This is a genomic window from Enterobacter sp. JS8-1 (assembly GCF_049187015.1).
GTDB classification, from domain to species: Bacteria; Pseudomonadota; Gammaproteobacteria; order Enterobacterales; family Enterobacteriaceae; genus Enterobacter; species Enterobacter mori.
Genome location: NZ_CP185805.1, coordinates 4274236 through 4295144, shown reverse-complemented (window position 1 = coordinate 4295144; position 20909 = coordinate 4274236). Strand labels below are relative to the sequence as shown.

The window sequence follows — 20909 nt, the reverse complement described above, 5'->3', positions numbered from 1 at the left end:
TTTGGGAATGTATGTCCAGATTCTTTTTTAATGATCGCAAACAACTGGTTAACGATGCTATTGAAGGCATTCTGATTTCTGCTCCGCACGGAAACCTCGTCAAGCTTGATGTTGATCCTGCCATTCGAATTGTTGCGCGCGGTGACTGGGATAAAAGCCGCGTAGCGGTGATCTCCGGTGGGGGTTCCGGCCACGAACCGGCGCACGCTGGGTTTGTCGGAAAAGGGATGCTCACGGCGGCGGTATGTGGCGACCTGTTTGCCTCGCCGAGCGTGGATGCGGTGTTGAATGCCATTGTGGCGGTCACGGGCGATCGCGGCTGCCTGCTGATCGTCAAAAATTACACCGGCGACCGCCTGAATTTTGGTCTGGCGGCAGAAAAGGCCAAACGCTACGGCCTGAAGGTGGAGATGGTGATTGTGGCGGACGATATCGCGCTGCCGGACAACAAGCAGCCGCGCGGTATTGCCGGTACGGCGCTGGTGCATAAGATTGCGGGCTATGCGGCGGAGCACGGGAAATCGTTGAGTGAGGTGCGGGATATTGCGCAACAGGCCTGCGACAACCTCTGGAGCCTGGGCGTTGCGATACAAACGTGCAACCTACCCGGCAGCGACGAGGAAGAGGGGCGGATTAAGCAAGGCCACGTCGAACTGGGGCTGGGCATTCACGGTGAGCCGGGGGCGTCCGTGGTGGATACGCAAAACAGCAAAGCGATTATCGACACGCTGGTGACGCCGCTCAAAGCGCAGGCGGGCGAAGGGCGCTTTGCCGTGCTGATTAACAACCTCGGCGGCGTCTCGGCGCTCGAAATGGCGTTGCTGACCAAAGAGCTGGCGCATTCGGCGCTGAAAGAGAACATTGCGTACCTGATTGGGCCGGCGCCGCTGGTGAGCGCGCTGGACATGAAAGGCTTTTCTCTGACGCTGCTGAAGCTCAACGATTTCTTCGAAAAGGCGATTCACGCCGAGGTCGAGACGCTGGGCTGGCAGAAGCCCGTGCCGTTCGCACCTTTACGTACCGTTGCGCATAACGCCATTCACGATCGCGTGGAATACTCCCCGTCGGAAAACCCGCGGGTGAGTGAGTATGTTTCCTCGGTAACCGGGACGCTGATCGAACTTGAAAATCGCCTGAACGCGCTGGATGCGAAAGTGGGCGACGGTGATACGGGCTCCACCTTTGCGCAAGGTGCGCGGGATATTGCGCAGCGTCTGGAGGAGCACAAACTTCCGCTGAACGACGTGTCGACGCTGCTGCTGCTGGTGGGCGAGCGGCTGGCGACGGTGATGGGCGGATCGAGCGGGGTGCTGATGTCGATCTTCTTCACGGCGGCCGGACAAAAGCTTCACGATGGACAGCCGCTACCGGAGGCATTGCTCAGCGGACTGGCGCAGATGAAGCAGTATGGTGGTGCAGATCTTGGCGATCGCACGCTGATCGACGCGCTCCAACCGGCGCTGGAGGCTTTGCATAAAAAAGATCTTCAGTCAGCGGCGCAGGCGGCACAGCAGGGGGCAGAGGCAACGGCGAAAATGGAGAAAGCCGGAGCGGGGCGCTCGTCGTATGTGAATAAAGAGAATCTGGACGGCGTGATGGATCCGGGTGCGGTCGCGGTGGCAGAGGTGTTTAAGGCCATGGTAGAAGCAAAACGGTAACAACCGTTACCGTTTTTAGTGTTTGCGCCCTCTCCCAGTGGGAGAGGGTTGGGGTGAGGGCATCAGGCCGCACATTCCCCGGCAATGTCACATCAAAAATCCGCTTTCAACACCACGCGGTAGCGGGCTTTGCCGTCACGCACGTGCTGGATCGCTTCGTTGATTTTCGACATCGGATACAGTTCGGTGGTCGGGGCCACTTTGGTGCGTCCGGCAAACTTCATCAGCTTGCGCAACTCAAACGGCGTACCGGTCGCGGAGCCTGACACGCTGCGATCCCCGCCGATCAGGGTAAATGCCGGAACCGGCAGCGGCTTCATTACCGCACCCACGGTGTGGAAGTTACCGCCGTAGGCCAGCGCTTCAAAGTACGGCTGCCAGTCGAGATCGACATTCACGGTGTTGATGATCAGGTCAAACTGACCCGCCAGCGCGTTCAGTGCTTCCGGATCGCGGCTGTTCACCACTTTATCCGCACCCATCGCCAGCACTTCTTTCTCTTTCGCCGGGTTGGAGCTAAACGCCGTGACTTCGCAGCCCATCGCGTGCAGTAGTTTGATGGCGATATGGCCCAGGCCGCCAATACCGATGACGCCTACGCGGCTGGTGGCGGTGATATGGTGCATCAGCAGGGGTTTGAAGACGGTGATACCGCCGCACAGCAGCGGACCGGCGGATTCGATATCAATGCTGTCCGGCAGCGGGATGACCCATTGCCAGTCGGCGCGCAGCTTATCGGCAAAACCGCCTTTATTCAGGATGGTGGGAATGGCGCCTTCGAGGCAGTTGATCTGGTTGCCGCTGATACAGGCGTCGCAGTGACCACAGCTGCGTGCCGTCCAGCCAATGCCCACGCGCTGGCCTACCTTCAGCCCTTTGTCCTGCGCGGCGCTACCAAGCGCCACTACGCGGCCAATGACTTCGTGCCCGGCAACCAGCGGGTAGCTGGAGAAGCCCCATTCGTTGTCGATCATCGAGAGATCCGAGTGGCAGATCCCGCAGTAATCAACCTGTACTTCGACGTCTTCTGCTTTTAGTTCGCCCGCATCGTACTCGTACAGCTCAAGTTCTGCACCCGCCTGCGGTGCGGCGTAGCTTTTTATCTTCGACATCGTGTTTCCCCTGTTATGGTGTGAACTGTGAGTGTAGAGCATCCAGTTTACAGCCGCTTAACAGAAGAGGGCAGGAACGGAAGTTACAGACTTTTCAGCATTCTGACTTCGCAATCAACGTGGCCGGTACAGCCCAGCGGTGCATCAATATGCTCAAAGCCGAGATGCTCATACAGGCCGATGGCCTCTTTGAGGAAGGCGGTGGTTTCGAGGTAACAGCGTTTGAAACCCTGGGTGCGCGCATGTTCAAGGGCGACCAGCGCCAGCTTTTTCGCCAGACCCTGTCCGCGAACCGACGGCAGAAAATACATTTTCTGCAGCTCACAAATATCCGGCTCGCTGCAGCTCAGTGGTGCCACGCCGCCGCCGCCCACGACCTTGCCATTCTGCTCGATAACCCAGTAGGCATGGCCCGGCTGGTTGTACAGATGGAAAAGCTCATCGAGATTAGGATCGGCCACGGTGTAGCCTTTATCGGCTGTCAGGCCATATTCGGCGGAAACCGTGCGGATAACAGCGGCAATGGCCGGGTTGTCCTGCTCAGTGATCCGACGCATTGTCGTCGCGACGGGGGTAATCACGCTCATAGCATTACTCATGACAAAAATTGACACACAACTGCTGTTAATAGCACCGCAGAAAGGGGAGTGCAAGCGAGGAGTTTTCAGGAAGGTTACCCCTTACGCCCTGAAGCGTAAGGGGTAAAAGCATTACAGAGCGGCAATAACCGCCTGCTGCTCAATCAGTTTGGTCTTCGCATCAGCGAAAGCAACCAGACGTTCACGCTCTTTGGCGATGACCGCTTCCGGCGCGCGGGCCACAAAGCCTTCGTTCGCCAGTTTGCTTTCGATTTTGCCAATTTCCACGTCGACTTTCGCCACTTCTTTCGCCAGACGCGCCAGTTCGGCGTCTTTGTCGATCAGGCCCGCCATCGGGATCAGCAGCTCGGCACCGTCGATGATTTTGGTCACGGAAACCGGACCTTTTTCATCAGCAGGCAGCACGGTGATGCTTTCCAGACGCGCCATGGTCTTGAGGAAGGTATTGTTCTCGCTGACGCGACGCACAGCAGCCTCGCTGCAGCCGCGCAGCAGCAGCTCCAGCGGTTTGCCTGGGGCAATGTTCATTTCAGCACGGACGTTACGTACCGCAACGATCGCCTGTTTCAGCCACTCGGTGTCCGCAGACGCCGCCTCATCAACCTTCGCCGCATCGAATTCCGGGAACGGCTGCAGCATGATGGTGTCAGCGTTGATGCCTGCAATCACCTTCACGCGCTGCCAGATGGTTTCGGTGATGAATGGAATGACCGGATGCGCCAGGCGCAGCAGACCTTCCAGAACGGTAATCAGCGTGTTGCGCGTGCCGCGCAGCTCCGCCTCAGAACCGCCGTTCATCACCGGCTTCGCCAGCTCCAGATACCAGTCACAGAACTGGTTCCAGGTGAATTCGTACAGGATGCCCGCGGCGATATCAAAGCGGTAGCTGTCCAGCGCGTCGCGGAACGCTTTCACCGTCTGGTTGAATTCCGCCAGGATCCAGCGGTCCGCCAGCGACAGGGTCATCTCGCCGCCGTTGAAGCCGCAATCCTGATCTTCGGTGTTCATCAGCACGAAGCGGCTGGCGTTCCACAGCTTGTTACAGAAGTTACGGTAACCTTCCAGACGCTTCATGTCCCAGTTGATGTCACGGCCGGTCGAGGCCAGCGCCGCCAGGGTGAAGCGCAGGGCGTCGGTACCGTGAGACTCGATCCCGTTCGGGAACTGCTTCTCGGTGCGCTTGCGGATTTTCTCAGCCAGCTGCGGCTGCATCATGTTGCCGGTACGTTTTTCCAGCAGGTCTTCCAGAGAGATACCGTCAACCATGTCCAGCGGGTCAATAACGTTGCCCTTGGACTTGGACATTTTCTGCCCTTCGTCGTCGCGGATCAGACCGGTCATGTAGACGGTGTGGAACGGAACCTGTGGCTTGCCGTCTTCGTCTTTGATGAAGTGCATGGTCATCATGATCATGCGGGCAATCCAGAAGAAGATAATGTCGAAACCGGACACCATCACGCTGGTTGGGTGGAACTGACGCAGCGCGTCGGTGTTTTCCGGCCAGCCGAGCGTGGAGAAGGTCCACAGCGCGGAGGAGAACCAGGTGTCCAGCACGTCTTCGTCCTGACGCAGGGCAACATCCGCGCTCAGGTTGTTTTCCTGACGCACTTCATCTTCGGTGCGGCCAACGTAGACGTTGCCGTCGTTGTCGTACCACGCCGGAATACGGTGACCCCACCACAGCTGACGGGAGATACACCAGTCCTGAATGTCGCGCATCCAGGAGAAGTACATGTTTTCGTACTGCTTCGGCACGAACTGAATGCTGCCGTTCTCAACCGCTTCCACAGCCGGTTTCGCCAGCACGTCGGCACGCACGTACCATTGGTCGGTCAGCATCGGCTCGATAACCACGCCGCCACGGTCGCCGTACGGCACGGTCAGATCGTGAGGTTTTATCTCTTCCAGCAGGCCGAGCGCGTCGACGGCAGCCACAATCGCTTTACGCGCGGCAAAACGTTCCAGCTTCTGGAACTCAGCCGGGATGTCGCTGGAGTAAACGTCAGACTCTTCGCCTTTGGTGTCGTACACTTCTGCGCTTTCGCGGATGTCGCCGTCGAAGGTCAGAATGTTGATCATCGGCAGGGCGTGACGACGGCCGACTTCGTAGTCGTTGAAGTCGTGCGCCGGGGTGATTTTTACGCAGCCGGTGCCTTTTTCCATGTCGGCGTGTTCGTCGCCCACAATCGGAATACGGCGGTTCACCAGCGGCAGCACCACGAATTTGCCAATCAGATCTTTATAACGCGGATCTTCCGGGTTAACGGCGACACCGGTATCGCCCAGCAGGGTTTCCGGACGCGTCGTTGCAACCACCAGGTAATCTTTGCCGTCGGCGGTTTTCGCGCCGTCGGCCAGCGGATAGCGGATGTGCCACATGGAGCCTTTAGACTCGCGGTTTTCCACTTCCAGGTCAGAAATTGCGGTGCGCAGTTTCGGATCCCAGTTTACCAGGCGCTTGCCGCGGTAAATCAGGTCTTCTTTATACAGGCGCACGAAGACTTCTTTCACGGCGTTGGAGAGGCCTTCGTCCATGGTGAAGCGCTCGCGCTCCCAGTCCACGGAGTTGCCGAGACGGCGCATCTGACGGGTAATGGTGCCGCCGGATTCTGCCTTCCACTGCCAGATTTTGTCGATGAACGCGTCGCGACCGTAGTCGTGGCGGGTTTTACCTTCTTCAGCGGCAATTTTACGCTCAACCACCATCTGGGTCGCGATACCCGCGTGGTCAGTCCCCGCTTGCCACAGGGTGTTTTTACCCTGCATGCGCTGGTAGCGGATCATGGTGTCCATGATGGTCTGCTGGAAAGCATGTCCCATATGCAAACTGCCGGTGACGTTCGGCGGCGGGATCATGATGCAGAAGGACTCTTTGCTTTCGTCGCCGTTAGGCTTGAAATAGCCCTGCTGTTCCCAGTGCTCGTAAAGCGGCTGTTCGATATCGCGTGGGTTATATGTCTTTTCCATTATTTCCAGGTTGCCGTATTCAGGTTAAAACCAGCCAGGCGGTACGCTTTATAGCGTTCGCGCGCCAGTTGTTTCAAAGATTCTTCGTAAGGGACAAAGTCTACCACTTCTGTGAAAGCGGTGGCAAAATCTGCAAAGTCTACCCGCAGGCTAATGAGAATATCGCGCGCGCTGCTGTTGCGCTTCTGCGGCCAGGCAATTTCGACCGGTGCGCCACCGCGCGGGCCTTCGCCCGACAGGTTATGTGGCACAAAACTCTCCGGCGGGCGGGCCCACAGCGCTTCATCAAGGCGAATCGCCTGCTGCTCATCTTCACAGGCAATCAACACGCGTTTACCTGCCCGCCAACGTTCTGCGGCAATGTCACACACCAGCTGTTCGACGGCGCTGAGGCCATCCTGATGCGTGTCGTTGTCCAGAAGGTAGAACGTTGCATTCTTCATATATGGGGCTTCTTGTCGTGGATTTAAATGCAAAGCCGGGTGGCGCTACGCTTACCCGGCCTACGGTTGAGTGACGCTGTAGGCCGGGTAAGGCGACGCCGCCACCCGGCGTTTTTCATCACTCGTCGCCGTTAAAACCCGCACGATTAAGCAGGAACTGCGACAGCAGCGCGACCGGACGACCGGTTGCGCCCTTGGCTTTACCGGAGCGCCATGCGGTGCCCGCGATGTCCAGGTGCGCCCAGTTGTACTTGCGGGTGAAGCGCGCCAGGAAGCAGCCCGCGGTGATCGCACCGCCAGGACGACCGCCGATGTTCGCCATATCCGCAAAGTTGGACTCCAGTTGCTCCTGGAACTCATCGCCCAGCGGCAGACGCCACGCGCGGTCACCGGCCTGTTCGGACGCGCCGATAAGCTCGTGTGCCAGCGGGTTGTGGTTCGACATCAGGCCGGTGATGTGGTGACCCAGCGCAATCACGCAGGCGCCGGTCAGCGTTGCCACGTCGATCACCGCTTCAGGTTCGAAGCGCTCAACGTAGGTCAGCACGTCGCACAGCACCAGACGGCCTTCGGCGTCGGTATTCAGCACTTCAACAGTCTGGCCGGACATGGTGGTCAGCACGTCTCCAGGACGGTAAGCGCGACCGCCAGGCATGTTTTCACAGCCCGCCAGCACGCCGATGACGTTAATCGGCAGCTGAAGCTCAGCGACCATGCGCATGACGCCGTAAACCGCCGCCGCACCGCACATGTCGTACTTCATCTCGTCCATGCCTTCGGCAGGCTTGATGGAGATACCGCCGGAGTCGAAGGTCAGGCCTTTACCGACCAGCACGATCGGGCGCGCGTCTTCGGACGGGTTGCCCTTGTACTCAATCACCGACATCAGGGATTCGTTCTGCGAGCCGTTGCCGACCGCCAGATAAGAGTGCATACCCAGCTCTTTCATCTGCTGTTCGCCGATGACGCGAGTGATGACATTCTTGCTGTAGGAATCCGCCAGCTGACGCGCCTGAGAGGCCAGGTACGCGGCGTTACAGATGTTTGGCGGCATGTTGCCGAGATCTTTAGCGGCTTTAATACCGGCGGCAATCGCCAGACCGTGCTGAATAGCGCGCTCGCCGCTGGTCAGCTCACGGCGTGTAGGCACGTTGAAGACCATTTTACGCAGCGGGCGGCGCGGCTCGCTTTTATTGGTCTTGAGCTGGTCGAAGCTGTACAGGCTCTCTTTTGCGGTTTCGACGGCCTGGCGCACTTTCCAGTAGGTGTTACGGCCTTTGACGTGCAGTTCAGTCAGGAAGCAGACGGCTTCCATTGAGCCGGTATCATTCAGGGTATTAATCGTTTTCTGAATCACCTGCTTATACTGACGCTCATCCAGCTCACGCTCTTTGCCGCAGCCAATCAGCAGAATGCGTTCGGACAGGACGTTCGGAACATGGTGCAGTAACAGCGTCTGCCCAGGTTTACCTTCCAGTTCGCCACGGCGCAGCAGGGCGCTGATGTAGCCGTCACTGATTTTATCGAGTTGTTCGGCGATCGGGGAGAGTCGGCGCGGTTCAAACACGCCCACAACGATGCAGGCACTCCGCTGTTTCTCCGGGCTACCGCTTTTTACACTGAACTCCATGCACTACGCTCCTGAATCTTAAAGACAACGGCGGCAGCTACGGATAGAATTGAAACCTTTCGTAACTCATGTCCGCGGTTGTGGTGACTTCGTGTTAATCTTACGTTACTACGGTTTCGGCACGTCATTAAATGTTCTGAAGCGCGAATCCGCCGGGTTTTTTAATCTTAGCGATGATTTCGACGACTCAAGAGAATAAATGACGTTTAAGCCATGAAACAAGCTAAATTCCTGCAAAAGACGAGTTTTAACGGGCGTATTTAAAGTGATAATCATAAGATATCTGGTGCGGGAGACGCTGAAGAGCCAACTGGCGATCCTCTTTATCCTTCTTCTGATCTTTTTCTGTCAGAAGCTGGTCAAGATCCTCGGCGCGGCGGTTGACGGTGAAATCCCAACAAATCTGGTGCTTTCTCTGCTCGGATTAGGCGTGCCTGAAATGGCGCAGCTCATTCTGCCGTTAAGCCTTTTCCTCGGTTTACTGATGACGCTCGGTAAGCTGTATACCGAAAGTGAAATCACGGTGATGCACGCCTGCGGCTTAAGCAAAGCCGTGTTGGTGAAAGCGGCTATGGTACTGGCGTTGTTCACGGGGATCGTTGCTGCCGTAAACGTCATGTGGGCAGGCCCGGCGTCATCCCGTCATCAGGACGAAGTGCTGGCGGAAGCAAAAGCTAACCCGGGGTTGGCCGCGCTGGCCCAGGGCCAGTTCCAGCAGGCCACCGACGGTAACTCTGTTCTCTTTATCGAAAGCGTTGACGGCAGCCGCTTTAACGATGTGTTTCTTGCTCAGTTGCGTACCAAAGGTAACGCCCGTCCTTCCGTGGTGGTCGCCGATTCTGGTCAACTGGCACAGCGTAAAGATGGTTCCCAGGTTGTGACGCTGAACAAAGGGACGCGCTTTGAAGGCACAGCGATGCTGCGCGATTTCCGTATCACCGATTTCCAGAACTACCAGGCGATTATTGGTCATCAGGCCGTCGCGCTCGATCCGACTGACACCGAACAGATGGATATGCGTACCCTGATCAACACCGATACCGATCGTGCGCGTGCTGAACTGCACTGGCGCATCACGCTGGTATTCACCGTGTTTATGATGGCATTGATGGTTGTTCCGCTGAGCGTGGTGAACCCGCGTCAGGGACGCGTGCTGTCGATGCTTCCGGCCATGCTGTTGTATCTGGTGTTCTTCCTGCTCCAGACGTCAATTAAGTCCAACGGTGGCAAAGGGAAAATTGACCCGGTTGTCTGGACCTGGGTAGTGAATGGTCTGTATCTGCTGCTGGCGGTGGGCCTCAACTTGTGGGATACGGTGCCAATGCGTCGAATCCGTGCCCGGTTTACGCGTAAAGGAGCCATCTAATGCAGGCATTTGGCGTTCTTGACCGCTATATCGGTAAAACGATTTTTACCACCATCATGATGACCCTGTTCATGCTGGTGTCGCTCTCCGGCATTATCAAGTTTGTCGACCAGCTGAAAAAAGCCGGACAGGGGAGCTATGACGCGCTGGGTGCGGGGATGTATACCCTGCTCAGCGTGCCAAAAGACGTGCAAATCTTCTTCCCGATGGCGGCTTTGCTCGGCGCGCTGCTGGGGCTGGGGATGCTGGCGCAGCGTAGCGAACTGGTGGTGATGCAGGCTTCCGGCTTTACCCGTATGCAGGTTGCGCTGTCCGTCATGAAAACCGCGATCCCACTGGTGCTGTTGACCATGGCGATTGGCGAGTGGGTGGCGCCGCAGGGCGAACAGATGGCGCGTAACTACCGCGCTCAGGCCATGTACGGCGGCTCACTGCTCTCAACGCAGCAAGGTCTGTGGGCGAAAGACGGTAATAGCTTCGTCTACATCGAGCGCGTGAAAGGTGATGACGAACTGGGCGGTGTGAGTATTTACACCTTTAACGATGAACGTCGTTTGAAGTCTGTGCGTCACGCCTCCTCTGCAAAATTTGATGCTGAACACAAACAGTGGCGTCTCTCACAGGTAGATGAGTCTGACCTGAACGATCCGAAACAGATCACCGGGACGCAGACGGTTTCCGGTACCTGGAAGACCAACCTGACGCCGGACAAGCTGGGCGTGGTTGCGCTGGACCCTGATGCGCTCTCTATCAGCGGCCTGCATAACTACGTGAAGTATCTGAAGTCGAGTGGACAAGACGCCGGGCGTTATCAGCTCAATATGTGGAGCAAAATTTTCCAGCCGATGTCTGTCGCGGTAATGATGCTGATGGCGCTGTCGTTTATCTTCGGTCCATTGCGTAGCGTGCCGATGGGCGTGCGCGTCGTGACCGGGATCAGCTTCGGCTTTGTGTTCTACGTCCTCGACCAGATCTTCGGTCCGTTGACGCTGGTTTACGGTATCCCGCCGATTATCGGCGCGCTGCTGCCAAGCGCCAGCTTCTTCCTGATCAGCCTCTGGCTGCTGCTAAAACGTTCCTGATTGTTCTCTCCTCGCTTCCGGTTTGCCGGAAGCGAGGCTAATCTCCTGTTTCACCCCGCACTTTTTCTCACAACCTTCAACGCCTCGCCGCGAATTTGAGTATTATTGAGCGATAACGTCGTGAAGGGATCCCCTATGAAGCAAATTCGAATGCTGGCCCAGTATTACGTCGACCTGATGATGAAGCTCGGGCTGGTGCGTTTCTCCTTACTGCTGGCACTGGCGCTGGTCGTTCTGGCGATTGTCGTGCAAATGGCCGTGACCATGGTTCTGCATGGTCAGGTTGAAAGCATCGACGTGATCCGCTCTATTTTCTTCGGCCTGTTGATCACGCCGTGGGCGGTCTATTTCCTGTCGGTGGTCGTGGAGCAACTGGAGGAGTCACGTCAGCGTTTATCAAAACTGGTGGATAAGCTGGAAGAGATGCGCGAGCGCGATCTCAAGCTTAACGTCCAGCTCAAGGATAATATTGCGCAGTTGAATCAGGAGATTTCGGACCGCGAGAAGGCTGAAGCTGAACGTCAGGCTACGCTGGAGCAACTGAAAATCGAGATGAAAGAGCGTGAAGTGACGCAGATCCAGCTCGAACAACAATCCTCTTTCCTGCGCTCCTTCCTGGATGCCTCGCCGGATCTGGTTTTCTATCGTAACGAAGATAAAGAATTCTCCGGCTGTAACCGCGCAATGGAGCTGCTGACCGGCAAAAGTGAAAAACAGCTGGTTAACCTCAAACCGCAGGATGTCTATTCCGAAGAAGCGGCTGCCAAAGTGATGGAGACGGATGAAAAAGTCTTCCGCCACAACGTGTCGCTCACCTACGAACAGTGGCTGGATTATCCCGACGGGCGTAAAGCCTGCTTTGAGATCCGCAAAGTGCCGTATTACGACCGCGTGGGGAAACGCCACGGGCTGATGGGCTTTGGCCGCGATATCACCGAGCGTAAGCGCTATCAGGATGCGCTGGAACGCGCCAGCCGCGACAAGACCACCTTTATCTCAACCATCAGCCACGAGCTGCGTACGCCGCTGAACGGCATCGTTGGGCTGAGCCGTATTCTTCTCGACACCGACCTGACCGGCGAGCAGGAAAAATACCTCAAAACGATCCATGTCTCGGCGGTCACGCTGGGCAATATCTTTAACGATATTATCGACATGGATAAAATGGAGCGCCGTAAGGTGCAGCTTGATAACCAACCGGTGGATTTCACCGGTTTCCTGGCAGACCTGGAGAACCTCTCCGGCCTGCAGGCCCAGCAAAAAGGGCTGAGCTTTGTGATGGAGCCAACCCTGCCGCTGCCGCATAAAGTGGTTACGGACGGCACGCGCCTGCGCCAGATCCTGTGGAACTTGATCAGCAACGCCGTGAAGTTTACCCAGAAGGGGCGGGTTGCGGTGCGTATTCGCTATGACGAAGGGGATATGCTGCACTTCGAGGTTGAGGACTCGGGTATCGGCATTCCGCAGGAAGAGCAGGATAAGATCTTTGCCATGTACTACCAGGTGAAAGACAGTAACGGCGGTAAACCGGCGACCGGGACCGGTATTGGTCTGGCGGTGTCGAAACGTCTGGCGAAAAGCATGGGCGGTGATATCACGGTTGCCAGCCATCCGGGCAAAGGTTCAACCTTTACCCTGACGGTGCATGCGCCTGCGGTGGCTGAAGAGGTGGAAGATACCTTTGAGAACGACGATATGCCGCTGCCCGCTCTGCATGTTCTGCTGGTGGAGGACATCGAACTGAACGTGATTGTGGCGCGTTCCGTACTGGAAAAACTCGGTAACAGCGTGGATGTGGCGATGACCGGTAAAGCGGCGCTGGAGATGTTTACGCCTGGCGAGTATGACCTGGTCCTGCTGGATATTCAGCTTCCTGACATGACCGGGCTGGATATCTCTCGTGAGCTTACGCGCAAATATGCTGCCGATGAGCTGCCGCCGCTGGTGGCGCTGACGGCGAACGTACTGAAAGACAAAAAAGAGTACCTCGATGCCGGTATGGATGATGTGCTCAGCAAGCCGCTGGCGGTGCCTGCCCTGACCGCCATGATCAAGAAGTTCTGGGATACCCGTGATGAAGAGGAGAGCACCATGACGTCTGTTGATAGCGCGAAAGCACATACCCTACTCGATACCGCAATGCTGGAGCAGTATATCGATCTGGTGGGGCCAAAACTGATTACCGATGGTCTGGCGGTTTTCGAAAAAATGATGCCGGGCTACTTAAGCGTGCTTGAGTCCAACCTGACGGCGCGCGATCGGAAAGGTATTGTTGAAGAGGGGCACAAAATCAAAGGTGCGGCCGGCTCGGTGGGGCTACGCCATCTTCAGCAACTGGGTCAACAGATTCAATCGCCTGATTTACCTGCGTGGGAAGATAATGTTGGTGAATGGGTTGAAGAGATGAAACAAGAGTGGCAAAACGATGTGGCGGTGCTGAAAGCCTGGGTGGATGCCAGAAAAAAATGACCCCGGCTTAACCGGGGTGCGCGAATACTGCGCCAACACCAGGGAAATCGTGGCTGCGCCTGATTTTTCGTGTTGTTTTCGCTTGGACGCCGCCTGAATATTGAGGCCGCACGCAGATAAGATAGCAAATCTTAAATGGTTTGTTACATGAATCAGTGAAATGTGTGAAGCATAGCGGTTTAATCAGAATTTTTAATGTGCTTCAGCAGGTTGCAAAGAAGGAACGTCATAATGAAAAAGATTGGTGTCGTGCTGAGCGGTTGTGGTGTTTACGACGGTTCAGAGATACATGAAGCCGTATTAACGCTGCTGGCATTATCTCGTCAGGGCGCTGAAGCGATCTGCTTCGCGCCGGATAAAAGCCAGGCGGATGTAATCAACCATCTTACCGGCGAGCCGATGGCGGAAACGCGTAACGTCCTGATTGAAGCCGCGCGTATCGCCCGGGGCGCTGTCCAACCCCTGGCGCAGGCTGATGCCTCAACGCTGGATGCGTTGATCGTGCCGGGTGGCTTTGGCGCAGCTAAAAATCTCAGCACTTTTGCTTCGGAAGGGGCAGAGTGCCATGTCGATCCCGATTTAAAACGGCTTGCCCAGGCGCTGCATGCAGCAGGCAAGCCGCTGGGTTTCATCTGTATTGCCCCGGCCATGCTGCCCCGGATCTTTGACTTCCCGCTGCGCCTGACCATCGGGACCGATATTGATACCGCAGAGATCGTCGAAGATATGGGCGGCGAGCATGTTCCTTGTCCGGTGGATGATATTGTGGTCGATGAAGACAACAAGATCGTCACCACGCCCGCCTATATGCTGGCGCAATCCATCGCTGAAGCTGCTACGGGCATTGATAAGCTGGTGGACAGAGTGCTGGTTCTCTCGGAATGAGCCGTAAATTTGCTGCGGGTACGTGGATAAAACGTACCCTGTTACGCGTTGTGCTTGTACTGGCCGTCTTCTGGGGCGGCGGGATCGCCTTATTCAGCATTCTACCGGTACCCTTTTCCGCCGTGATGGTTGAGCGCCAGCTCAGCGCGTGGTTGACCGGTGATTTCGGCTATGTCGCCCATTCGGACTGGGTAAGCATGGATGAGATCTCACCGTTCATGGGGCTGGCCGTGATTGCGGCAGAAGATCAGAAATTCCCGGAGCACTGGGGTTTTGACATGGCGGCCATCGAGAAGGCGCTCGCCCACAACGAGCGTCATGAAAATCGCGTGCGCGGTGCGTCGACGTTGTCGCAGCAGACGGCCAAAAACCTGTTTTTATGGGATGGTCGAAGCTGGGTGCGAAAAGGGCTGGAAGCGGGGTTAACCCTGGGGATGGAAACGGTCTGGAGCAAAAAGCGCATTCTGACCGTCTATCTCAACGTCGCTGAGTTTGGCGACGGCATATTCGGCGTGGAAGCTGCCGCGCAGCGTTATTTCAATAAGCCAGCCAGCCGTCTGAGTATGTCAGAAGCGGCGCTATTGGCCGCTGTTTTACCGAATCCCATCCGTTTTAAAGCGAGTGCGCCGTCAGGGTACGTGCGAAGCCGTCAGGCGTGGATCATGCGCCAGATGCGTCAGCTAGGTGGGGAAGGGTTTATGCAGCGAAATAATCTTATGTAGGGCGGGTAAGCGCAGCGCCACCCGCCTGACTGGCAGACTTTAATCTTCGTCGAACCCTGCGTTGAACAGCGCAATCACCGCCGCCAGCGCTTCCTCTTCCTGGGGGCCGGTGGCCTCGACTTCAATCTGGCGACCTTTCGCTGAGTCCAGCATTAGCAGCGCAATGACGCTATTCGCTTCAGCTTCAGTGCCTTCGTCATTGCGTAGCAAAACGTCTGCATCAAAACCCTGCATCAGTTCAAACAATTTCATTGCCGGGCGTGCATGCATGCCCAGCTTGTTGGTGATCTCAACGGTTTGTTTTACGGTCATGTTTTACGTTTTTCCAGCGTGCGATGACGGGACTGAACGTTCTTTCCGCGTGAGCGGAAGTAGTCGGCCAGCTGTTCGGCGATATAAACCGAACGATGTTTACCGCCGGTACAGCCAATCGCTACCGTCAGATAGCTACGATTGTTTGTCTCCAGCATAGGTAACCATAGCTCAAGGTAGCTTCGCGTCTGGTAGATAAAATTGTGAACTTCTGTGTGTCTGTCGAGGAAGGCCGCCACGGGCTTATCCAGACCGGTCATTGGACGCAGTTTGGGATCCCAGTGCGGGTTCGGCAGGAAGCGCACGTCGAAAACATAATCCGCATCGATAGGAATACCGTGCTTAAAGCCGAAGGATTCAAACACCATCGTCAATTCACGCTCGCGTTTACCCAGCAGGCGGGTTCGCAGCATTTCCGCCAGTTCGTGCACGGACATTTCGGAGGTGTCAACAATCAGGTCGGCCCGGGAGCGCAGCGGTTCCAGCAGATCGCTCTCTTCGTCGATGGCACTTTCCAGTGAAAGGTTTTTACTGGAAAGCGGGTGCAAACGACGGGTATCGCTGTAGCGACGGATCAGGGTGTTACGATCGGCATCAAGAAACAACAGCTGAGGCGAGAAGCACTCTGGCAGATTGCTCATGGCCTGTTCAAAGACCTCAGGTGATTCTGGCATGTTACGGACATCGATGCTGACGGCGGCAGAAATTTGTCTGTCCGCGAGCGTCCGCGCCAGATCCGGCAACAGCACCACCGGCAGGTTATCTACGCAGTAAAACCCCATATCTTCCAGCGCGCGCAGGGCGACGGATTTCCCCGACCCCGAGCGACCACTGACGATCATCAGCACCATGTTCCGTTTCTCCTCAGGACAACAGATGTGAAGGCCATCTCCCGGTTACGCATCATCCTGATTGCCTTCTGCTTCAGTGATAATCTGGAAGAGCTCTTCATCACTTTGCGCTGAACGCAGTCGACGGCAAATGGTTTTATCGGCCAGGCGTTTAGCGACCAGCGACAACGTATGCAGATGGGTCTTTGTCTGGTCTGCTGGCACCAGCAGCGCGAAGAGGAGATCGACGGGCTGGTTATCAATGGCATCAAAGGCGATGGGTGTTTCAAGCTGCACAAACACGCCGACGGCACGCAAGGTGTCTTCTTCGAGTTTGCCATGCGGGATCGCGATGCCGTTGCCGATGCCGGTACTGCCCATTTTTTCACGGGTCAGGATAGCTTCGAACACCACCTGTGGCGGCAGGCCCAGCTGTTTTGCGGCCAGTTCACTGATGATCTCCAGCGCACGTTTTTTGCTCTGGCAGTGAACCCCACTGCGGGTACATTCCTGGTTAAGGACATTGCTCAGTTGAAGAGCCGAATCGTTGTTCATCATAATTTCACCTAAGCGCTAACTGTACAAATGGCCTGTTGTGTCGCACAACAGGCCGTCCTGCACCCGTTAACTGCCCGGACAATTAGTGTTGTTTCAGTTTATCTTTATGTTTATTGAGCTGTCGCGCAAGCTTATCAATCAAGCCGTCGATAGCCGCGTACATGTCTTGCCCTTCCGCACTGGCATGGAGTTCACCCCCGTTAACGTGCAGGGTTGCATCCGAGATATGAGTCACTTTCTCCACTTTCAACACAATATAGACCTGATTGATCCTTTCGAAATACTGTTCGAGCTTCGCGAACTTCGTGTTCAGAAACTCGCGTAAAGCCTCAGTAATCTCGACGTTGTGTCCTGTGATATTGAGCTGCATAGTGTCTTCCTTATCGGTTGTGTCAAACCAGTTGTTTACGCTGGTTAGACGGCGGAATGGATAAAGACTCTCGATACTTCGCAACAGTACGACGTGCCACCATAATACCCTGGTCGGACAGCATGGTGGTTAACTTACTGTCACTCAGTGGCTTCGCGGGGTTCTCCGCGGCGATCAACTTCTTCACCAGTGCGCGAATGGCCGTTGACGAGGCTTCGCCGCCGCCTTCGGTATTCACATGACTGGAGAAGAAATACTTAAGCTCAAAAATACCGCGTGGACTGTGCAGATACTTCTGCGTGGTCACGCGAGAAATGGTTGATTCATGCATCTCGACGGCCTGGGCGATGTCCGCCAGTACCATCGGTTTCATAAACTCTTCGCCCTGCTCAAAAAAAGCCTGCTGTTGTTCAACAATACAGCGGCTCACGCGCAGCAGCGTGTCATTTCGACTCTCCAGACTTTTAATCAGCCAGCGTGCTTCCTGCAAATTGCTACGAATATATTGATTATCGGAGTCATTGCGCGCGCTGGTGCACATGGAGGCGTACTGCTGGTTGATTTGCAGGCGAGGAATGCTGTCTGAGTTCAGCTCAACTACCCAGCGACCGTTGTGTTTTCTGACTAACACATCCGGAATGACATATTCCGGTTCGCTGGTCTGGATCGACTGGCCGGGACGCGGATCGAGAGACTGGATCAGATTCACCGCTTCTTTCAGCACCTCTTCCTTCAGGCGCGTGACGCGCATCAGGGAGCGGAAATCGTGGTTAGCCAGCAGATCAAGATGATCGCTGATGATTAAGCGGGCTTCTTCAATCCACGGCGTCTCTTTGGCGAACTGCGACAGTTGGATCAGCAGGCAATCGCGGAGATCTTTCGCGGCCACACCGACCGGGTCGAAACGCTGAATGCGTTTTAGAACCGCTTCGATCTCTTCGAGTTCTATCTCGTCGTCGCCGATACTTTCCAGGATGTCGTCCAGGGTTACGGTTAAATAACCCGTATCGTCAACGGCATCGACAATCGAGGTCGCAATGGCGCGGTCGGTATCAGAGAAGGGGGTCAACTCCACTTGCCACATCAGGTAATCCTGTAGTGACTGGGTGGTTTCACCCTGATAAACCGGTAGCTCGTCATCCTGGTAGTCTGCACGCGTGCCGGAAGGGGTTCCGGCGGTGTAGATTTCATCCCAGCTGGCATCCAGCGGCAGCTCGTCCGGCATCTCTTTTTGTTCGAGCGCATCAGCGGTGTCGAGCGTTTCAGTGTCCTGCGTTTGCTGGGTTTCTACCTCGTCATGAAGATCGGTTTGCTCCAGCAACGGATTACTGTCCAGCGCCTGCTGGAGCTCCTGCTGGAGTTCTAACGTGGACAGCTGCAACAGACGAATCGCCTGCTGTAGCTGCGGCGTCATCGCCAGTTGTTGGCTGAGCCTTAATTGCAAACCTTGCTTCATGTTCAGAGCATTTTTCTCCGGTTCGGCGTTACGTTACCTCTACCCTATCAGAGTCTGAAGTCTTCCCCAAGGTACACGCGCTTAACATGCTCATCTTCGAGGATTTGCTGCGGTGTACCGTGGGCAATCAGATGGCCCTGGCTCACAATGTAGGCGCGTTCACAGACGGCCAGCGTTTCACGGACGTTGTGGTCGGTGATCAGCACGCCAAGCCCGCTGTCGCGCAGGTGTTCGATAATGCGTTTGATATCAATAACGGAGATCGGGTCAACGCCCGCGAAGGGTTCATCCAGCAGGATGAATTTCGGGTTGGCGGCCAGCGCACGTGCAATCTCGACACGACGACGCTCCCCCCCGGACAACGCCTGACCAAGACTGTCGCGAAGATGTTCGATATGAAACTCTTCCATCAGCTCGTTGGCGCGGTCGGTGCGCTGCTCGCTGGTCAGGTCGTCACGGATCTGCAGCACGGCCATCAGGTTGTCGTAGACGCTCAAACGACGAAAGATTGAGGCTTCCTGCGGCAGGTAGCCGATACCACGGCGCGCGCGCGCGTGCAGCGGCAGCAGGCTAATGTCTTCGTCATCAATGATGATGTTGCCAGCATCACGCGGCACAATGCCCACCACCATGTAGAAGGTAGTGGTTTTCCCTGCACCGTTAGGGCCAAGCAAACCCACAATTTCGCCGGAGTTGACGGTCAGGCTGACATCTTCGACGACACGGCGGCCCTTATACGCTTTCGCGAGGTTTTTTGCAGTTAATGTTGCCATAACGAATTAGTTACTCTTCTTTTGTGCCGGAGCCTGGCCTTTGCCTTTATCCTGCAGCTGCGATGGAACCAGCACGGTGGTGACGCGTTTGCCTTTCTCGCTGGAGGCCTGCATTTTCTGCTCTTTGACCAGATAGGTGATCTTGTCGCCGGTAATATTGCTGTCCAACTGTTCCAGATAGGCGTTACCGGTCAGGATGACCAGATCCTTCGCCAGCTCATAGTGCATATGCGAGGCACGGCCTTTCACCGGTTTGCCGTTGTCCTGCATCTGGTAGAACGTGGCAGGATTACCATAGCCATCAATAATCTCTTTGCCCTGCTCGCCGCCCGGACGGGTAACGACCACTTTATCGGCGTTAATTTTGATGGTGCCCTGGGTCATCACGACGTTACCGGTGAAGGTGACGACGTTACCTTGCATATCAAGGGACTGAGTGTCGGATTCGATATGAATCGGCTGTTCGGTATCGCCAGTCACAGCAATCGCGGGAAGACTGGCCGCCAGCAGTGCGCTGGCGATAATGGCTTTAAGGCTGAGTTTGTTTGTTTTGAATTTCATAGGAGGTTCTAACCTTTTCAATCAGCTCGGCGTTTTTGCTGCGTAAGTTCCCGCGCATTCTTAAACCGCTGGAATTAAATGTTGTGCCATACAGCGTGACCAAATCTTGCGAAGTCACGTCCTGGGTCACCAGGTTGATCTGGGCGTTATCCGTCGTAATTTTGCGCAGTTGTGAGTCAGCGGTCAGGGCGTTGACTTCAACGTGGCCGTACAGATAAAGCATACGGTCATTTGTCAGTTTTGCCCGGTCTGACTTAATTGACCATGTCGGGTTTTTGTCAGTATCAAAAGTGGTCATCACCGGTTGGGTAAACCACGAGATACCGTCATCGGAAAAATATTCCACATGCTGGGCAATCAGGCGATAGTTCAGCGCACCTTCAGGGCTATACACCACAGTATCACTGTGATCGCTTTTATAGGTTGGATCGCTCGTATTAACCACTTCTGTTTGTGCATCGTCACGGTCGGCAAGGTTCACGCCAATCAGTACCAATGCGACAAGCGAAAGCAGAATGATAACCCAACGTCTGGTTTTACTCATATCGATTGCCCTTTGGCCTCATCAAGCTTGCCCTGCGCGAGCAGAAGCAGATCGCAGACTTCACGGACCGCCCCACGTCCACCGTTGATCCGGGTGACGTAATCCGCGCGTGGGAGAAGCAGCGGATGCGCGTCAGCAACCGCTACGCTCAAACCCACTTCCGCCATTACCGGCCAGTCGATCAAATCATCGCCAACATAGGCCACGTTCTCAGGTGCGATTGCCAGCTTCGCCAGCAAATCGTTAAAGGCGACCATTTTGTCGGACTGCCCCTGATACAAATGGGTAATACCCAGCGTTTCGCAGCGGTCTTCTAAAAGTTTAGCTTTCCGTCCGGTGATAATAGCAACTTCAATGCCGGACGTGAGCGCGCAACGAATGCCGTACCCGTCGCGAACGTTAAATGCTTTCAGCTCTTCGCCGCTGTTGCCCATATAAATCAGGCCATCGGAGAGCACGCCATCCACATCAAGGATCAACAGACGGATGTTTTCCGCCTTTGCCATCATGTGCGCGCTTACCGGACCATAACAGGTTGCAAGGGATGCACCCGCATTACTCATTGTCTTATC

General features: G+C 55.7%; 20 protein-coding genes. 6 read left to right on the top strand and 14 right to left on the bottom strand.

What is annotated here, in order from left to right:
• Nucleotides 1–11 precede the first annotated feature (11 nt).
• Nucleotides 12–1658: a dihydroxyacetone kinase subunit DhaK gene (locus ACOQH0_RS20475; protein ID WP_421511106.1), complete on the top strand. Its 1647-nt coding sequence runs from the start codon at nucleotides 12–14 to the stop codon at nucleotides 1656–1658.
• Between the two features lie 92 nt (nucleotides 1659–1750).
• On the opposite strand, the gene ahr is transcribed toward ACOQH0_RS20475, so the two are convergent.
• From ahr to pepA, 5 genes are all read right to left on the bottom strand, one after another.
• On the bottom strand, nucleotides 1751–2770 hold the full coding sequence (gene ahr, locus ACOQH0_RS20470) for an NADPH-dependent aldehyde reductase Ahr (protein WP_121932121.1): 1020 nt from the start codon (nucleotides 2768–2770) through the stop codon (nucleotides 1751–1753).
• A gap of 83 nt (nucleotides 2771–2853) precedes the next feature.
• Nucleotides 2854–3357: a GNAT family N-acetyltransferase gene (locus ACOQH0_RS20465; protein WP_010436090.1), complete on the bottom strand. Its 504-nt coding sequence runs from the start codon at nucleotides 3355–3357 to the stop codon at nucleotides 2854–2856.
• Nucleotides 3358–3480: 123 nt separating this feature from the next.
• On the bottom strand, nucleotides 3481–6336 hold the full coding sequence (locus ACOQH0_RS20460) for a valine--tRNA ligase (protein WP_421511105.1): 2856 nt from the start codon (nucleotides 6334–6336) through the stop codon (nucleotides 3481–3483).
• Nucleotides 6336–6779, bottom strand: coding sequence for a DNA polymerase III subunit chi (gene holC / locus ACOQH0_RS20455; RefSeq protein ID WP_010436086.1), 444 nt, complete (start codon nucleotides 6777–6779; stop codon nucleotides 6336–6338). The genes ACOQH0_RS20460 and holC overlap by 1 nt, the downstream gene beginning before the upstream one ends.
• Before the next feature lie 118 nt (nucleotides 6780–6897).
• The gene (pepA, locus tag ACOQH0_RS20450; protein ID WP_010436084.1) at nucleotides 6898–8409 is read right to left on the bottom strand and encodes a leucyl aminopeptidase; all 1512 of its coding nucleotides are present in this window, start codon (nucleotides 8407–8409) and stop codon (nucleotides 6898–6900) included.
• A gap of 265 nt (nucleotides 8410–8674) precedes the next feature.
• On the opposite strand from pepA, the gene lptF reads away from it, so the two are divergent.
• The 5 genes from lptF (at nucleotide 8675) to mtgA (ending at nucleotide 14933) form a co-directional block, all read left to right on the top strand.
• On the top strand, nucleotides 8675–9775 hold the full coding sequence (gene lptF, locus ACOQH0_RS20445; RefSeq protein ID WP_089597752.1) for an LPS export ABC transporter permease LptF: 1101 nt from the start codon (nucleotides 8675–8677) through the stop codon (nucleotides 9773–9775).
• On the top strand, nucleotides 9775–10857 hold the full coding sequence (gene lptG, locus ACOQH0_RS20440) for an LPS export ABC transporter permease LptG (protein WP_010436079.1): 1083 nt from the start codon (nucleotides 9775–9777) through the stop codon (nucleotides 10855–10857). Before lptF ends, lptG begins: the two co-directional genes overlap by 1 nt.
• A 135-nt stretch (nucleotides 10858–10992) precedes the next feature.
• Nucleotides 10993–13326 (top strand): aerobic respiration two-component sensor histidine kinase ArcB, encoded by a 2334-nt coding sequence (gene arcB, locus ACOQH0_RS20435; RefSeq protein WP_100166525.1) that lies wholly within the window; start codon nucleotides 10993–10995, stop codon nucleotides 13324–13326.
• Nucleotides 13327–13557: 231 nt separating this feature from the next.
• Entirely contained in the window at nucleotides 13558–14211 is a 654-nt protein-coding gene (gene elbB, locus ACOQH0_RS20430) for an isoprenoid biosynthesis glyoxalase ElbB (RefSeq protein ID WP_421511104.1), read from the top strand.
• On the top strand, nucleotides 14208–14933 hold the full coding sequence (mtgA, locus tag ACOQH0_RS20425; protein ID WP_089597749.1) for a monofunctional biosynthetic peptidoglycan transglycosylase: 726 nt from the start codon (nucleotides 14208–14210) through the stop codon (nucleotides 14931–14933). Before elbB ends, mtgA begins: the two co-directional genes overlap by 4 nt.
• A 39-nt stretch (nucleotides 14934–14972) precedes the next feature.
• On the opposite strand, the gene npr is transcribed toward mtgA, so the two are convergent.
• The 9 genes from npr to kdsC all read right to left on the bottom strand — a co-directional run bounded on the left by npr (nucleotide 14973) and on the right by kdsC (nucleotide 20900).
• Complete coding sequence (npr, locus tag ACOQH0_RS20420; protein ID WP_010436067.1) at nucleotides 14973–15245, bottom strand: PTS phosphocarrier protein NPr; 273 nt, start codon at nucleotides 15243–15245, stop codon at nucleotides 14973–14975.
• Nucleotides 15242–16096: an RNase adapter RapZ gene (gene rapZ, locus ACOQH0_RS20415; RefSeq protein ID WP_010436066.1), complete on the bottom strand. Its 855-nt coding sequence runs from the start codon at nucleotides 16094–16096 to the stop codon at nucleotides 15242–15244. The genes npr and rapZ overlap by 4 nt, the downstream gene beginning before the upstream one ends.
• 45 nt (nucleotides 16097–16141) lie before the next feature.
• A complete protein-coding gene (gene ptsN / locus ACOQH0_RS20410) occupies nucleotides 16142–16633 on the bottom strand; it encodes a PTS IIA-like nitrogen regulatory protein PtsN (protein WP_010436064.1) in 492 nt (163 codons plus the stop codon).
• 82 nt (nucleotides 16634–16715) lie between these two features.
• Complete coding sequence (gene hpf, locus ACOQH0_RS20405) at nucleotides 16716–17003, bottom strand: ribosome hibernation promoting factor (RefSeq protein ID WP_010436063.1); 288 nt, start codon at nucleotides 17001–17003, stop codon at nucleotides 16716–16718.
• A gap of 22 nt (nucleotides 17004–17025) precedes the next feature.
• Nucleotides 17026–18459: an RNA polymerase factor sigma-54 gene (rpoN, locus tag ACOQH0_RS20400; protein WP_089597748.1), complete on the bottom strand. Its 1434-nt coding sequence runs from the start codon at nucleotides 18457–18459 to the stop codon at nucleotides 17026–17028.
• 47 nt (nucleotides 18460–18506) lie between these two features.
• Nucleotides 18507–19232 (bottom strand): LPS export ABC transporter ATP-binding protein, encoded by a 726-nt coding sequence (lptB, locus tag ACOQH0_RS20395; RefSeq protein WP_010436061.1) that lies wholly within the window; start codon nucleotides 19230–19232, stop codon nucleotides 18507–18509.
• A gap of 6 nt (nucleotides 19233–19238) precedes the next feature.
• The gene (gene lptA, locus ACOQH0_RS20390; protein ID WP_010436059.1) at nucleotides 19239–19793 is read right to left on the bottom strand and encodes a lipopolysaccharide ABC transporter substrate-binding protein LptA; all 555 of its coding nucleotides are present in this window, start codon (nucleotides 19791–19793) and stop codon (nucleotides 19239–19241) included.
• Nucleotides 19762–20337 (bottom strand): LPS export ABC transporter periplasmic protein LptC, encoded by a 576-nt coding sequence (lptC, locus tag ACOQH0_RS20385; RefSeq protein WP_182945987.1) that lies wholly within the window; start codon nucleotides 20335–20337, stop codon nucleotides 19762–19764. Before lptC ends, lptA begins: the two co-directional genes overlap by 32 nt.
• Nucleotides 20334–20900 (bottom strand): 3-deoxy-manno-octulosonate-8-phosphatase KdsC, encoded by a 567-nt coding sequence (gene kdsC / locus ACOQH0_RS20380; protein ID WP_010436057.1) that lies wholly within the window; start codon nucleotides 20898–20900, stop codon nucleotides 20334–20336. Before kdsC ends, lptC begins: the two co-directional genes overlap by 4 nt.
• Nucleotides 20901–20909: the final 9 nt, after the last annotated feature.